Raw genomic sequence first — 13925 nt, 5'->3', positions numbered from 1 at the left:
TCAGTCCAGGAAGCCGTGCAGCAGCGCCGCCGACCCGGCCAGGTGTGCACACATGGCATCGGCAGCGGCATTTGCATCCCCGGTGAGAATTGCCGCGACGATGGCGTCGTGCTGCTCGTCGGAGTGCGCGATATTGCGTGCCAGCAGCGGGATCTGGTCCAGCAGCGCGTTGATCCGCATCCGGTTCTCGGCCACCAGCGGCACCAGGGACACCGAGCCGGCGGCCTCGGCGATGGCCAGGTGCAGCCGCGAGTCCAGCCGGCGGTAATCCTCGGCGGCGGCCCCGCGCACATCGTCACAGCGCGAGCGCAGTTCGTCGCGTTCGGTGTCGCTGAGATCGCGGGTGGCCGCCATCCGGGCCGCGCCGACCTCCAGGATCTCGCGCAACCGCAGCGCGTCGTCGAGTTCGTCGCGGGTGACCCCGTCGGCGGGTTGCCGCGGGGCGGGCAGCTCACCGGACAGGAAGGTGCCGCCGTAGCGTCCGCGCTTGGACACCAGATAGCCGGTGTCCGCGAGCGATTTGATGGCCTCCCGCACGGTGTCGCGGCTGACGCCGAGCCGGGCCGCCAGTTCGCGTTCGGGCGGCAGCGAATCACCCGGTGCCAGCACGCCGAGCCGGATCATCTGCAACAGCCTGCCGACGGTGTCCTCGAACGCGTTGCCCAGCCGTACCGGGCGTAGCAACGCGTCACTGGCGGGCTGCGAGTCCGGTCCGGCCGACAACGCACTACCCCTTACAGCGGGGTGACGTAGGCGGAGCTGATACCGCCGTCGACGAGGAACGACGAGCCGGTGATGAACGAGGCGTCATCGCTGGCCAAGAATGCCACCGCGGCGGCGAGTTCCTCGGGTTCGGCGAATCGGCCGACCGGAACATGGACCAACCGGCGGGCCGCCCGCTCGGGATCCTTGGCGAACAGCTCCTTGAGCAGCGGGGTGTTCACCGGGCCGGGGCACAGCGCGTTGACCCGGATGCCCTGACGGGCGTACTGCACGCCGAGCTCGCGCGACATGGCCAGCACCCCGCCCTTGGAGGCGGTGTAGGAGATCTGCGAGGTCGCCGAGCCCATCACCGCAACGAAGGAGGCGGTGTTGATGATCGACCCCTTCTGGGCCGGAACCATGTGCCGCAGTGCAGCTTTGGAGCACAGGAACACCGACTTGAGGTTGATGTCCTGGACCCGCTGCCAAGCGTCGAGGCTGGTGTTCTCGATGAGGTCGTCCTCCGGCGGGCTGATCCCGGCGTTGTTGAAGGCGATGTCGACCCCGCCGTGCACCTCGAAGGCGGTGTCGAACAGGTTGTCGACCGCGACCGGATCGGACACGTCGACCTGCACGAACGTGACGTTCAGGTCGTTGGCGACGGTCTGCCCGGTGGCGGGGTCGACGTCGCCGATGACGACGATGGCGCCTTCGGCCTGCATGCGCTTGGCGGTCGCCAGGCCGATGCCGCTGGCGCCGCCGGTGATGACGGCGACCTTGTCCTTGAGTCGCTGGGTCAGGTCCACTTGGTTCTCCTCGCTGTGTTCGTTTGGTCGGCTCGCCGACGTGCTCAATCGGTCGGCTCGCCGACGTGGATGAACACGTTCTTGGTCTCGGTGAAGGACAGCGGCGCATCGGGTCCCAGTTCACGGCCGAGCCCGGACTGCTTGAACCCGCCGAACGGGGTGCTGTAGCGCACCGAGGAATGCGAGTTGACGCTCAGGTTGCCCGCCTCCACCGCGCGCGACACCCGCAGCGCCCGCGACAGGTTGTCGGTCCAGATCGACCCGGACAACCCGTAGTGGGTGTTGTTGGCCAGGGCGATGGCATCTGCCTCGTCCTCGAACGGCAGTACCGTGACGACGGGCCCGAAGATCTCCTCGGTGACCGTGCGGTCGGTGCGCTGCGGTGTCAACACCGTTGGCGGGAACCAGAACCCGGGACCGGTGGGGGCGGTACCGCGGAACGCCACCGGCGCGTCGTCGGGCACGTAGCTGCGCACCGACTCCCAGTGCTTGCGCGACACCAACGGGCCCATCTCGGTGTCGGCGGAGGTGGGATCGCCCACCGCGACGCCGGCCACCGCGGGTTCCAGCAGCTCCATGAAGCGGTCGTAGACGTTGCGCTGCACCAGGATCCGGCTGCGCGCGCAGCAGTCCTGGCCGGCGTTGTCGAAAACACCGTAGGGCGCGGTGGCCGCCGCCCGCTCCAGATCGCAGTCGTCGAAGATGATATTGGCGCTCTTGCCGCCCAGTTCCAGGGTCACCCGTTTGACGTGGGCGGCCGCACCTGCCATCACCCGGGTGCCGACCGCGGTGGAACCGGTGAACACGACCTTGCGCACCTGCGGATGGGTGACGAAGCGGTCACCGACCACCGGTCCCGCACCGGGCAGCACCTGGAACAGATCGGCGTCCAACCCGGCCTCGACCGCGAGCTCCGCGAGCCGCATGGTGGTCAGCGGGGTCCACTCGGCAGGTTTGAGCACCACCGCGTTGCCGGCCGCCAGCGCCGGCGCGAAACCCCAGGACGCGATGGTCATCGGGAAGTTCCACGGGGTGATGATCCCGACCACACCGAGCGGCTCGTTGAACGTGACGTCGATACCGCCGGCAACCGGAATCTGTTTTCCAGCAAGCCGTTCGGGGCTAGCGGCGTAGTAGGTCAGTACATCGCGGACATGTCCGGCCTCCCATTCGGCCTGGCCGATCGGATGCCCGGAGTTGGCCACCTCGAGTGCGGCCAGCTCACCGACGTGGGCGTCGACGACGGCGGCGAAGGCCCGCAGCGCACCCGCACGCTCGGCCGGCGCGAGCCGCGCCCATCGCCGTTGCGCCGCAGCCGCCCGGGCCACCGCATCGTCGACGGCGGCCACATCGAGCAGTTCGACCTGCGACAGCAGCTCCTCGGTGGCGGGATTGATGACGTCACAACTGGTCATGACACGCTTTCTGTCGTTCGGCGGCCGGCGGCGGCGTAGCTGCGCGCCGCATTCACCGCGGCGGCGAAGAGCCGGAGATCGTCGAGTCGTTCCTCGGGGTGCCACTGCACCGCGATCGCGAACTGGTCCGGATACACATCCGGGTCCAGTTCGACGGCCTCCACCGTGTCATCGGTGTCGTCGTGCGCGCTGATGATCAGACCACGCCCGAGCCGGTCGATACCCTGGTGGTGATAGCACTGCGCCTCGGTCGATTCGCCCACCAGGGCGGCCAGCCGGGTGCCCGGCACCGTGCGCACCGTGGAGGTGGTGAACACGGCGTTGCCCACCTGATGCCGGTTGTGGCCCAGCACGTCGGGCAGGTGCTGGTGCAGGGTGCCGCCGAGCACCACGTTGAGAATCTGTGCGCCCCGGCAGATTCCGAGCACCGGCAACCGTCTGGCCAACGCGCACTCGACGAGGGCGAACTCCCAGCCGTCGCGGTCACCGGCGGGCTCGTCGGTCAGCGGGTGCCGGTCCTGCCCGTAACTGCGGGGGTCGACATCGCGGCCGCCGGTGATGATGAGCCCGTCCAGCCCGTCGAGCACCCGGTCGGCGACATCGGTCTGCTGTGGGGGCAGCAGCACCGCGGTACCACCGGCCAGGTTGACGCCCTGCAGATAGATGGCGGGCAGGAAACTGGCCTGCACATCCCACACCCCGGTCTGGGCCTGCTGCAGGTAGGTGGTCAGTCCGAGGACGGGACGGTCACAACCGTTCAAAACCACGAACCCTCTCCCAATCGGTGACGGCGGCGTTGAACGCCGTCAGTTCGACGCGCGCGTTGTTCAGGTAGTGCGCCACCACCTCGTCGCCGAAGGCGGTGCGGGCGACCTGTGATCCCTCGAACAGTTCGGCGGCCTCGGCCAGCGTGGTGGGCAGCCGGTCGGCGCCGCTGGTGTAGGCGTTGCCGGCCAACGCGTCGGGCAGTTCGAGTTCGTTGTCGATACCGTGCAGACCGCCGGCGATCAGTGCCGCCACCGCCAGGTACTGGTTGACATCACCACCGGGTGCGCGGTTCTCCATCCGCATGCCTTGGCCGTGCCCGACCACGCGCAGTGCGCAGGTGCGGTTGTCCAGACCCCAGGCCACCGCCGTCGGGGCGAAGCTACCATCGGCGAATCGCTTGTAGGAGTTGATGTTCGGCGCATACCACAAACTCAGCTCGCGCAGCGTGGCCAGCTGGCCGGCGACGAAGCTGCGGAACATCGGCGACATCCCGAGCGGGTCGCGCTCGTCGGCGAACACCGCCGCACCGTCCTTGCCCCGAAGAGAGATGTGGATGTGGCAGCTGTTGCCCTCGCGTTCGTCGAATTTGGCCATGAAGGTCAGCGACTTGCCGTGCTGGTCGGCGATCTCCTTGGCACCGTTCTTGTAGATGGTGTGGTTGTCGCAGGTGATCAGCGCCTCGTCATAGCGGAAGGCGATCTCCTGCTGGCCGAGGTTGCACTCCCCCTTGACGCCCTCGCAGTACATGCCGGCGCCGTCCATGCCCAGCCGGATATCGCGCAGCAGCGGCTCCATCCGGGTCGAGGCAAGCATGGCGTAGTCGATGTTGTAATCGCTGGCCGGCGTCAGCCCGCGATAGCCGGCCTTCCAGGCGTCGCGGAAGGTGTCGTCGAACACCATGAATTCCAGTTCGGTGCCGACGTAGGCGCTCAGTCCGCGCTCGGCCAGCCGGTCCAGCTGGGCACGCAGGATGCTGCGCGGGGCCGGGGCCACCGGGGCGCCGTCGGTGAAGGACAGATCGGCCATCAACAGCGCGGTTCCCGGAAGCCACGGCAACCGCCGCAGCGTGCTGAAATCCGGCGTCATCACCATGTCGCCGTAGCCGGTCTCCCAGCTCGACATGGCGTAGCCCTCGACGGTGTTCATGTCCACGTCGACGGCCAGCAGGTAGTTGCAGCATTCGGCCCCGTGCGCGGCCACCTCTTCGACGAACAACCGCGCCGAGACCCGCTTACCGGTCAGCCTGCCCTGCATGTCGGGAAACGCGACGATGACGGTGTCGATCTCGCCCTCGGCGACCAGACGCTCCAATTCGGCTTGCGTCAGCATGCTGGCTCCGTCCTGTCGGTTCCGGCGCGGATCGGCATTGACCCAGCCGTCACCTCTAAAGGTAGGCCATCAGACCAATGGAATGCGAGCGGACCCGCCCGCGTCGCGACAAGTCACCAGGTGCTGGTGCGCATCACGATCTCGGCGGCCAGCTGCGCCGTGGATTCCCCGGCGTTGCGCCGGCTCAGCAGCTCCACCACGCGGTACTCACCGAACACGTGACGTTGGCTGCTCTGGGCGACCGCCGCCGCCTTGGCGTTGCTCACCAGCATGGTGGTGGCGACCTCGACCGCCGGGCAGTTCTCGTCGCGCACGGCACCGCTCTCGTCGGCGACCCTGGGGTGCCCCCGATCGATCACCACCAGCCCGGTAAACCGGTCCAGTCGGGTGGCCGCCAGCTGCCAGGCGATCTCGGCGCCGGCCCGGTCCCCGACCAGCGTGCTCCACCGCACGCCCAGCTCGTCCATGATGCCGATCACCGATGCCGCCGTCAGACGTGGGTGTGCCGCGATGACGACTGTGCGCAGCGAGGCGGTGTGCAACCGCTGGCACACCACCTCGTAGGCGGCCGGAGCCAGCTGCGCCGAACCGATCAGCACCACCACGCCCGCGTTCTCGGGTCCGGTGACCTCGACCGGAAACGCGCATCCGTCGACGGTGACCGTGCTGGGGGGCATCTCGGTCACGCTAGGTCATCCAGCGGATGCGCGCAGGCGTTTTCGCCGGTCTTCACGCTTGCTCCAGCCGCTGCGCCTGTTTGCCCGTGATCTCCAGAAAGGTCTGTGGCAGCGTCGCTTTGGCGCTGATGGCCGGGTTCGGGGTGGGAAAGGCGACGCCGAACACGGCCATCGAGCCGACATTCTCGAAGGAGAACCACACGCTGGAGCGCTCCCCGCCGAGGTCCATCGTCTGCTCGTAGACCAATGCGCCGTCGCGATCGGTGTCCAGCCGCTCGGTGGTCATCGGGATGGCGGGTGCGCCGGGTGCGAAGAAGGTCGAGAACTCCGCGCAGCGTTCACCGATTGCCTCCAGGGTCTCGATGTCCAGCGACCAACTCAGCATCGTGATGAGCATGCGCGCACCGTCATAACCGACGACGTACTTGAGGGCGCTGCCCGGGCCGCGCTCGGCAGAGGCGCCGATCGACTTGCTGAAACCCTCACTGCAGCCCGCCGGATCCGAGAGCATCGGCGGCGGGCCGCCGGCGCCGTCGGACACCCCCGCCGATTCCACGATGCGGTCGACCTGCACCCCGTCCGGGAAGTCGGCGGCCGTCAGCATCGCCTGCTCCAGCCGCGCGCCCGGCCACGTGGCGGTCCCGGAGATGGCGTTGCTGCAACCCGTCAACGACGCCAGGACGGCTACCAGCGCAAGCAGTCGTCGCCTCATGGGGCCAGGCTACCGATGGTCGAGCCGATCACCGGCCGCGGCGGCGGACCGGCCAGCAGTGCCAGCAGCGCATCGATATCGGTGTGGGCGGCCAGCGCGTCGGCCATGGCGTCGAGTTGGGCGTCGCGCCGGGCCGGCACGCTGACATCGTCGGCGACGACGAATCCGCTGCGGCCCGCGGCCCCGGCGACCTCGGTCAGCCAGTCCCGGCGCACCGCGTCGTTGTCGAGCAACCCGTGCCAGTGCGTGCCGTACACCGCGCCGCGCCGCAGGCCCACCCCCAGCCAGTCGGTCTCGGCGGCATCGGCGACCTGGCCGTGATGGATCTCATAGCCGTGTAGCGGAGTTTCCCAGTGCCGCAACGTCTTCGCCTGCGCAAAGACGATATCGGCGGCCAGCAGGCCCAGCCCCGGCACCGTACCTGCGCGCGACTCCACCGGATCGTCGATGCGCCGGCACAACATCTGGAAGCCCCCGCACACGCCGAGCACGGGGCGCCCGGCGCCCGCATGCGCGCTCACCGCGTCGGCGAGCCCCCGTTCGCGCAGCCACGCCAGGTCGGCGACGGTCGCCTTGCTGCCCGGCAGCACCACCACGTCGGCGTCGGCGATCTCGGCCGGTTCGGTGACCCAGTGCACCGCGACCCCCGGCTCGCACGCCAGCGCCTCCACATCGGTGGAATTCGAGATGCGCGGCAACCGGACGGCGGCCACGCGCAACCAATCCCGCCCGCGCGGGGCGATGGGTGCGCCGAGCGTGCGACCGGCCTGTACCGACAGCGAGTCCTCGGTGTCCATCCACAGTTCCTCGAGGTAGGGAATCACCCCGTAGGTGGGACGCCCGGTCATCGCCTGCAGCTGGTCCAGACCCGGCGCGAGCAACGTGGGGTCGCCCCGGAATTTGTTGACCAGGAAGCCACTGATCAGGCGCTGATCGGCAGCTTCCAGCACGGCGACGGTCCCGAAGAGATGCGCCAGCAGACCACCGCGGTCGATGTCACCGACCACCACCACCGGCAGCTCGGCGGCACGGGCCAGACCCATGTTGGACAGGTCGGTGGCACGCAGGTTGATCTCTGCAGGCGAGCCCGCACCCTCGCAGATGACGACGTCGAATTCGTCTCGCAGCGAACGTAATTCGCCGTTGACGATATCGGCGAGCTGAGTCCGGCGGGTGAAGTAGTCACCGGCGGCCATGGTGCCGGCGACCTGCCCGCGAACCACCAACTGGGAGGTGCGGTCGCTGCCGGGCTTGAGCAGCACCGGGTTGAACCGCACGCTGGGCGCCAGCCCACAGGCGCGGGCCTGCACCGCCTGCGCACGGCCGATCTCACCGCCCTCGACAGTGACTGCGGAGTTGTTGCTCATGTTCTGCGCCTTGAACGGCGCGACCCGAATCCCGTTGCGCGCCAGCAATCGGCACAGGCCCGCCACCACCATCGACTTGCCGGCATCCGAGGTCGTGCCGGCGACCAGCAGCGCGCCTCTCACACCAGGGTCAGGATGTCGGCACCGTCATCGGTGACCACCAGGGTGTGCTCGAACTGGGCGGTCCACTTGCGGTCCCTGGTGGCCACCGTCCAGCCGTCGTCCCAGATCTCGTAGTCCAGCGCACCGAGGTTGATCATCGGCTCGATGGTGAACGTCATCCCCGGTTGCAGGATCGTCTCGACGGCGGGCTGGTCGTAATGCAGGACCACCAGCCCGTTGTGGAACGTCTCGCCGATACCGTGCCCGGTGAAATCGCGAACGACGTTGTAGCCGAACCGGTTCGCGTACGCCTCGATGACGCGGCCGACGATCGACAGCTGCCGGCCCGGCTTGACGGCCTTGATGGCACGCATGGTCGCCTCATGGGTGCGCTCGACCAGCAGCCGGTGCTCCTCGGCGACATCACCGGCCAGGAAGGTCGCGTTGGTGTCACCGTGCACCCCGTCGATGTAGGCGGTGACATCGATGTTCACGATGTCGCCGTCTTCGATCACCGTGGAGTCCGGGATGCCGTGGCAGATGACCTCGTTGAGCGAGGTGCAGCACGACTTCGGAAATCCCTTGTAACCGAGCGTCGACGGGTAGGCGCCGTGGTCGATCATGTACTCGTGCGCGACGCGGTCCAGGTGATCGGTGGTCACCCCGGGAGCCACGGCCTTGCCCGCCTCGGCCAGCGCGCCGGCGGCGATGCGTCCGGCAACGCGCATCTTCTCGATCACCTCGGGTGTCTGGACCCACGGTTCGTTGCCCTCCACCGCCGTCGGTTTCCAGGCGTATTCGGGACGCTCGATCGACTTGGGCACCGGCAATGTCGGTGACAGTTCGCCGGAGCGAAGTGGGGCACGAACAGGCATAACGGCCAGCCTACCGAGGTGTCGGCCGCCGCCGTGCGCACCCGCTGGAGTACCGCATTCTCCGAAACCGGTAATGATGTTACCGTTCGACCATGACCGAGACCGTGCACATGCTGCGGCTGCTGGACTACCGCGAGGTGGAGTCCGGTCCCGACCGGCTGGTGTTGGAGATGGACAACCGGCCGGACCTGTCGAACGTCCGCGGCGCACTGCAGGGCGGTCTGGTGGCGACGCTGATCGATATCGCCGCGGGCATGTTGGCCGGTGCGGCCAGCGGCGCCGGTTATGACGTCACCACCGCCGATCTCAACATCCACTATCTGGCACCGATCATGGGCACCGCGCGGGCCGAGGCGACCATCGTGCGCTCGGGCCGAAGGCTGATCGTGACCGCCGTCGATGTCACCGATCTCAGCCGGGACCGGTTGGCGGCGCGGGCCACGCTGACGTTCGCCGTGCTGGAACCCCGCTAGGTGCTACGGCGCAGGGACGGCTTCCAGGTGCGGCGCGGGCCGCGGATGTCCACCGAGCCGCACACCACCTTGCCGGTCAGCACGATATGCGGGGTGCCCTCGGCGGGCGCGTCGCGGCGGTGGTCGGCGGCACTGCCGACGACCACCTCCACATCATCGATCGAGGCGCTGGCCCCCTCGGGCAGGCGCAGGTCCAGCCCGCCGAAGCGCATATCGAGTTCCACCACGATCATCGGTCCCGCGAATCGGGCCCTGGTCAGATCCAGGTCCACCGAGCCCATCCGCCGGTGCAGCGCCAACCGGGTCGGCACCACCCACTCCCCGTGCCGCTTCAGCGATCCCATCACGCCGCGCAGTTCCACCCGGTCGGCGGCCGAGGTGATGATGGCGCCCGGACCGGGCAGATCACCGACCAGCGCCTCCAGTTCGGTGTGCAGCCGGGCCTGCGACACCAGCGCCGAGCGTTCCTCGAACTCGCCGATGTCGATCAATCCCAGGGCCACCGCGTTGTGCAGTCGCCGCAGCGTGCCGTTGCGGTCGGCGTCGGAGACGCGCAGCGCCGCGTGATCATCAGTGCCCGTCATAACCGCCCGTCATAACCGCCCGTCATCACCCCTGACTTCTCAGGAGCCAGGTTACTCAGGCCAGATAATCCGCGGGCAGCCCGTTGAGCATGTCCCGGCACATCCGCACCGCGTACTCCGAACTGCCGCCGCCCACGATGAGGGCCGCGAACGCCATGTCACCGCGGTAACCGGTGAACCAGGCGTGCGATCCGCCGTTGAACTCGGCCTCACCGGTCTTACCGCGGACATCGCCGAGCCCGTTGAGATCCTTGGCGGTGCCGTTGGTGACCACCAGCCGCATCATCGGCCGCAGGCCCTCGATCATCTCGGGGCTCAGCGGCTCGGGCATCGGGCCGTCCACCTCGGTCTCGCGGCCCTCGATCAAATGCGGCACCGGGGTCTTGCCCGCCGCGACCGTCGCGGCCACCAACGCCATCCCGAACGGGCTGGCCAGTACCTTGCCCTGTCCGAAACCGTCCTCGGTGCGCTCGGCCAGATCGACCGTCGGGGGCACCGACCCGGTGACCGTCGGAACACCGTCGACGATGAAGTCCGGGCCCAGCCCGTAGCGGGCCGCCGCGGTGGTCAGCCCGCGCGGCGGCATGGTGCTGGCGAGTTCGGCGAAGGTCGTGTTGCACGAGTTGGCGAATGCACGCGACAGCGGCACGGTGCCCAGGTCGAACGCGTTGTAGTTGGTCACCGTGCGGTGCCCGATATCGAGCGTGCCGGGGCAGCCAAGCAGGGTGTTCGGGGTGGCCATATCGCGCTCGATGGCCGCGGCCGCGGTGACGATCTTGAACGTCGATCCGGGCGGATACAGGCCCATCGTCGCGGTGGGGCCATCGGCGTCTGCAGCGGGATTCTGCGCGACGGCCAGGATCTCCCCGGTCGACGGTTTGATGGCGACGATCATCGCCTTCTTACCGACCATGTTCACCGCGTCCTGTGCGGCGTTCTGCACGGCGCGGTCCAGACTGATGGTGACCGACGGCGCCGGATCTCCGGCCTCCTCGTTGAGCACCGCGACGTCGACGCCGTTCTGGTTGACGCTGACGACGCGCCATCCGGGCTCACCGGCGAGGTCGTCGCCGACAGCCTTCTTGACCTCCTGCACGATGGCCGGCGCGAACTTCTCGTCGGTCGGCAGCATCTCCGGCTGCGGGGTGGCCACCACACCGGGCCGCTTGCCGATGGCCGCGAACACCCGATCGTGATCGGTCTTGCGCAACGTGATCAGGCTCAGCGGGCTGGTGCGTGAGCTGGCCTCCTCAGCCAGCCGCTGGGCGTCCAGAGTGTCGTCGAAGGGGCGCAGTGCGTCCACGACGGCCTTGGCGGTGGGCATCAGTTCGGCGCCGGCCTCGCGGGCGTCCAGCGCGTAGTGGTACAGAAAGCCGGGCACCAGCACATCGCTGCCGGAACGTTCGTTGACCGAGGCGCGCCGCGGCGGGTCCGCCCGCAGCGCCAGGGTCTGGTTGGCGCCCAGACCCGGGTGCAGTCCGGTGGTCGTCCAGCGCACCTGCCACTGGCCCTCGTTGCGCACCATGTTGAGCTCACCGTCGTAGGTCCAGGTCCGCTCCTTGGGCAGATGCCAGGTGTAGCGGTATTTGACGGTGCCGGTGTCGAGTTCGTACTTCGACCCGGTGATCTGGGTGTCAAGTCGGTTGGCCTGCAGTCCGGCCCATGCCTCGTTGAGGGCGGCCTGCGCATCGGCCGGTTTGTCGGCCAGCTCGGCGGCCGCGGCGGTATTCCCGGTCGACAGTGCGGCGAAGAACTGCGCGGCGACGGGCTCGGGTCCGTCGGGTTTGGGGGTGCAGGCGCTCAGTGCGCCGACGACCGCGATGACGGCGACGATCGCGGCCGGCCGCGCACGCCGTGTTGCTGCTGAGGTGATCGATGCCATTGAGGCAGATGTTATGGGTGTGACAAGCGCTAGTGAGGGAGGCGCACCGAGACACAACCGTGATCGCCCCGAGATCGACGTTTCGGCAATGCCGACCTGGCACTTTCCCGCCGAAATGTTCGGTTCGGCGGGGAGGAGGAGGTGGAGGTCAGTCGAGGAGGATGGTGGCGAAGGTGCCGACCTGGGTGAATCCGATCTTGGCGTAGGTCGCGCGCGCCACCTCGTTGAAGCTGTTGACGTACAGGCTGGCGATCCGCCCGCTGCGCAACACCGCGGCCGAGACGGCGGCGGTGCCCGCGGCGCCCAGGCCCCGGCCGCGCCACTGCGGATGCACCCACACACCCTGGATCTGACCGACGGTCGGCGACTGCGATCCGACCTCGGCCTTGAAGACCACCTCGCCCTGTTCGAAACGCGCCCAGGCTCTCCCCGCGGCGATCAGGCCGGCCACCCGGCGTCGGTAACTGCGCCCACCGTCACCCACGCGTGGGTCGATGCCGACCTCACCGATGAACATCTCGATGGCCGCCACCAGATAGGCGTCCAACTCCTCCATCCGCACCTGGCGCACCGCCGGGTCGAGGGCACACACCGGCGGACCCGACAGCGCCATCAACGGTTGGTCATCGCGCACATCACGCGCCGGGCCCCAGCCCGCCGCCAGGTGCCGCCACATCGGCATGACCAGTTCGGCCCGGCCCACCAGTGACGAACACCGGCGCGGTGCACTGAGCGCCTTGGCCGCAAAAGCCGCCAGGTCCTCGGCGGCGCCACGCAGCGGGATGAGATTCGCCCCGGCGTAACACAGGGATTCGGCCGGTCGCCGGCGCGTCCAGAGCTCACCGCCGATCGCGCTGGGGTCGACACCGAGGTCCAGCACGCGGCAGGCCACCATGCAGGAGGCCACCGGATCGTCCTCCAGCACGGCCCGCGCCTGCTCCAGGTCACGAACCACCGAGACCCGTCGGTCTGCGGTGACGCGGGACAGCGGTGGAGCCGACATGGGGAACTCTTTCTGGGGGCCGGCCGATCTTCGGTGGCCCTGCTCACAGGGCCGAGTTTCAGCTTACGGTGACAACCGGCGGGCCGGAGGGAGTTCCCTGCGCGTCGGCCTCCCCCGCGATGCGCATGGCCTCTTCGATGAGGGTCTCCACGATCTTGGCCTCCGGCACGGTCTTGACGACCTCGCCCTTGACGAAGATCTGCCCCTTGCCGTTTCCGGACGCCACACCCAGATCGGCCTCACGCGCCTCGCCTGGACCGTTCACCACGCAGCCCATCACCGCCACCCGCAGCGGCACGTCCAGTCCGTCCAGACCGGCCGACACCTCGTTGGCCAAGGTGTACACGTCGACCTGGGCGCGACCACATGATGGGCAGGACACGATCTCCAGCCCGCGCGGGCGCAGGTTCAGCGATTCCAGGATCTGGGTGCCGACCTTGATCTCCTCGGCCGGCGGCGCGGACAGCGAGACCCGGATGGTGTCGCCGATACCGCGGCTCAGCAGCGCACCGAAGGCAACCGCGGACTTGATGGTGCCCTGGAACGCCGGACCCGCCTCGGTGACACCGAGGTGCAGCGGGTAGTCGCACTGGGCGGCCAACTGCTCGTAGGCCTCGACCATGACGACCGGGTCGTTGTGCTTGACGCTGATCTTGATATCGCCGAAACCGTGCTCCTCGAACAGCGAGGCCTCCCACAGCGCGGACTCGACCAACGCCTCGGGGGTGGCCTTGCCGTACTTCTCCAGCATGCGCTTGTCCAGCGACCCGGCGTTCACCCCGATGCGGATCGGGATATTCGCTGCCGCAGCCGCTTTCGCGACCTCCTTCACGCGGCCGTCGAACTCCTTGATGTTGCCCGGGTTCACCCGCACCGCGGCGCAACCCGCGTCGATCGCGGCGAAGATGTACTTGGGCTGGAAGTGGATGTCGGCGATCACCGGGATGTTCGCCTTCTTGGCGATGATCGGCAGCGCGTCGGCATCCTCCTGGCGCGGGCAGGCCACGCGGACGATATCGCAGCCCGAGGCCGTCAGCTCGGCGATCTGCTGCAGCGTCGAGTTGATGTCGTGGGTCTTGGTGGTGCACATGGACTGCACCGAGATCGGCGACTCGCTACCCACGCCGACATCGCCGACCTTGAGCTGGCGGGTCTTGCGACGGGGGGCCAGTACGGGCGGCGGCGGGGCGGGCATGCCCAGACCGATGGAGGTCATCTCTCTCCTAGTGG

General features: G+C 68.6%; 14 protein-coding genes. 1 reads left to right on the top strand and 13 read right to left on the bottom strand.

Translation table 11 applies throughout. The annotated features are described in order from the left end of the window. The 9 genes from ACWDUN_RS02895 to map all read right to left on the bottom strand — a co-directional run bounded on the left by ACWDUN_RS02895 (position 1) and on the right by map (position 8753). Entirely contained in the window at positions 1-723 is a 723-nt protein-coding gene (locus ACWDUN_RS02895; RefSeq protein WP_449924315.1) for a FadR/GntR family transcriptional regulator, read from the bottom strand. Positions 724-734: 11 nt separating this feature from the next. Beyond that, on the bottom strand, positions 735-1508 hold the full coding sequence (locus tag ACWDUN_RS02890) for a 3-oxoacyl-ACP reductase (protein WP_449924312.1): 774 nt from the start codon (positions 1506-1508) through the stop codon (positions 735-737). A gap of 44 nt (positions 1509-1552) precedes the next feature. After that, positions 1553-2923, bottom strand: coding sequence for an aldehyde dehydrogenase family protein (locus tag ACWDUN_RS02885; protein ID WP_449924309.1), 1371 nt, complete (start codon positions 2921-2923; stop codon positions 1553-1555). Next, positions 2920-3684 (bottom strand): gamma-glutamyl-gamma-aminobutyrate hydrolase family protein, encoded by a 765-nt coding sequence (locus ACWDUN_RS02880; protein ID WP_449926191.1) that lies wholly within the window; start codon positions 3682-3684, stop codon positions 2920-2922. Before ACWDUN_RS02880 ends, ACWDUN_RS02885 begins: the two co-directional genes overlap by 4 nt. Continuing rightward, the gene (locus ACWDUN_RS02875; RefSeq protein WP_449924307.1) at positions 3671-5020 is read right to left on the bottom strand and encodes a glutamine synthetase family protein; all 1350 of its coding nucleotides are present in this window, start codon (positions 5018-5020) and stop codon (positions 3671-3673) included. Before ACWDUN_RS02875 ends, ACWDUN_RS02880 begins: the two co-directional genes overlap by 14 nt. Positions 5021-5133: 113 nt before the next feature. Beyond that, a complete protein-coding gene (locus ACWDUN_RS02870; protein ID WP_449924304.1) occupies positions 5134-5697 on the bottom strand; it encodes an alpha/beta fold hydrolase in 564 nt (187 codons plus the stop codon). A gap of 52 nt (positions 5698-5749) precedes the next feature. Beyond that, positions 5750-6409: a hypothetical protein gene (locus ACWDUN_RS02865; RefSeq protein ID WP_449924301.1), complete on the bottom strand. Its 660-nt coding sequence runs from the start codon at positions 6407-6409 to the stop codon at positions 5750-5752. Next, positions 6406-7899 carry a cobyric acid synthase gene (locus ACWDUN_RS02860; protein ID WP_449924298.1) on the bottom strand — a complete coding sequence of 498 codons (1494 nt, stop codon included), beginning with the start codon at positions 7897-7899 and terminating at the stop codon, positions 6406-6408. The genes ACWDUN_RS02865 and ACWDUN_RS02860 overlap by 4 nt, the downstream gene beginning before the upstream one ends. Then, positions 7896-8753, bottom strand: coding sequence for a type I methionyl aminopeptidase (gene map, locus ACWDUN_RS02855; RefSeq protein ID WP_449924295.1), 858 nt, complete (start codon positions 8751-8753; stop codon positions 7896-7898). Before map ends, ACWDUN_RS02860 begins: the two co-directional genes overlap by 4 nt. 92 nt (positions 8754-8845) lie before the next feature. On the opposite strand from map, the gene ACWDUN_RS02850 reads away from it, so the two are divergent. Continuing rightward, positions 8846-9226, top strand: coding sequence for a PaaI family thioesterase (locus tag ACWDUN_RS02850; RefSeq protein ID WP_449924292.1), 381 nt, complete (start codon positions 8846-8848; stop codon positions 9224-9226). Here ACWDUN_RS02850 and ACWDUN_RS02845 read toward each other — a convergent pair. The 4 genes from ACWDUN_RS02845 to ispG all read right to left on the bottom strand — a co-directional run bounded on the left by ACWDUN_RS02845 (position 9223) and on the right by ispG (position 13911). After that, positions 9223-9810, bottom strand: coding sequence for a DUF1707 SHOCT-like domain-containing protein (locus ACWDUN_RS02845; RefSeq protein WP_449924290.1), 588 nt, complete (start codon positions 9808-9810; stop codon positions 9223-9225). The two genes, ACWDUN_RS02850 and ACWDUN_RS02845, sit on opposite strands and share 4 nt — an antisense overlap. A gap of 55 nt (positions 9811-9865) precedes the next feature. Next, complete coding sequence (locus tag ACWDUN_RS02840) at positions 9866-11692, bottom strand: penicillin-binding transpeptidase domain-containing protein (protein WP_449924287.1); 1827 nt, start codon at positions 11690-11692, stop codon at positions 9866-9868. A 148-nt stretch (positions 11693-11840) separates the two neighbouring features. Further along, complete coding sequence (locus tag ACWDUN_RS02835; protein WP_449924284.1) at positions 11841-12695, bottom strand: GNAT family N-acetyltransferase; 855 nt, start codon at positions 12693-12695, stop codon at positions 11841-11843. 58 nt (positions 12696-12753) lie between these two features. Then, positions 12754-13911, bottom strand: coding sequence for a flavodoxin-dependent (E)-4-hydroxy-3-methylbut-2-enyl-diphosphate synthase (ispG, locus tag ACWDUN_RS02830; protein WP_449924281.1), 1158 nt, complete (start codon positions 13909-13911; stop codon positions 12754-12756). Between the last annotated feature and the right edge of the window lie 14 nt (positions 13912-13925).

It is taken from the genome of Mycobacterium sp. NPDC003323 (genome assembly GCF_053589535.1).
Note: the sequence above shows the minus strand (reverse complement) of the source record. Positions and strands in the feature narration are given on the sequence as shown.

Bases quoted from the DNA above. Each gene is read 5' to 3' on its own strand.
- ACWDUN_RS02885 (WP_449924309.1), bottom strand. From the start codon at position 2,923: ATGACCAGTTGTGACGTCATCAATCCCGCCACCGAGGAGCTGCTGTCG.
- ACWDUN_RS02875 (WP_449924307.1), bottom strand. From the start codon at position 5,020: ATGCTGACGCAAGCCGAATTGGAGCGTCTGGTCGCCGAGGGCGAGATC.
- ACWDUN_RS02870 (WP_449924304.1), bottom strand. From the start codon at position 5,697: ATGCCCCCCAGCACGGTCACCGTCGACGGATGCGCGTTTCCGGTCGAG.
- ACWDUN_RS02865 (WP_449924301.1), bottom strand. From the start codon at position 6,409: ATGAGGCGACGACTGCTTGCGCTGGTAGCCGTCCTGGCGTCGTTGACG.
- map (WP_449924295.1), bottom strand. From the start codon at position 8,753: ATGCCTGTTCGTGCCCCACTTCGCTCCGGCGAACTGTCACCGACATTG.
- ACWDUN_RS02850 (WP_449924292.1), top strand. From the start codon at position 8,846: ATGACCGAGACCGTGCACATGCTGCGGCTGCTGGACTACCGCGAGGTG.
- ACWDUN_RS02845 (WP_449924290.1), bottom strand. From the start codon at position 9,810: ATGACGGGCACTGATGATCACGCGGCGCTGCGCGTCTCCGACGCCGAC.
- ACWDUN_RS02840 (WP_449924287.1), bottom strand. From the start codon at position 11,692: ATGGCATCGATCACCTCAGCAGCAACACGGCGTGCGCGGCCGGCCGCG.
- ACWDUN_RS02835 (WP_449924284.1), bottom strand. From the start codon at position 12,695: ATGTCGGCTCCACCGCTGTCCCGCGTCACCGCAGACCGACGGGTCTCG.
- ispG (WP_449924281.1), bottom strand. From the start codon at position 13,911: ATGACCTCCATCGGTCTGGGCATGCCCGCCCCGCCGCCGCCCGTACTG.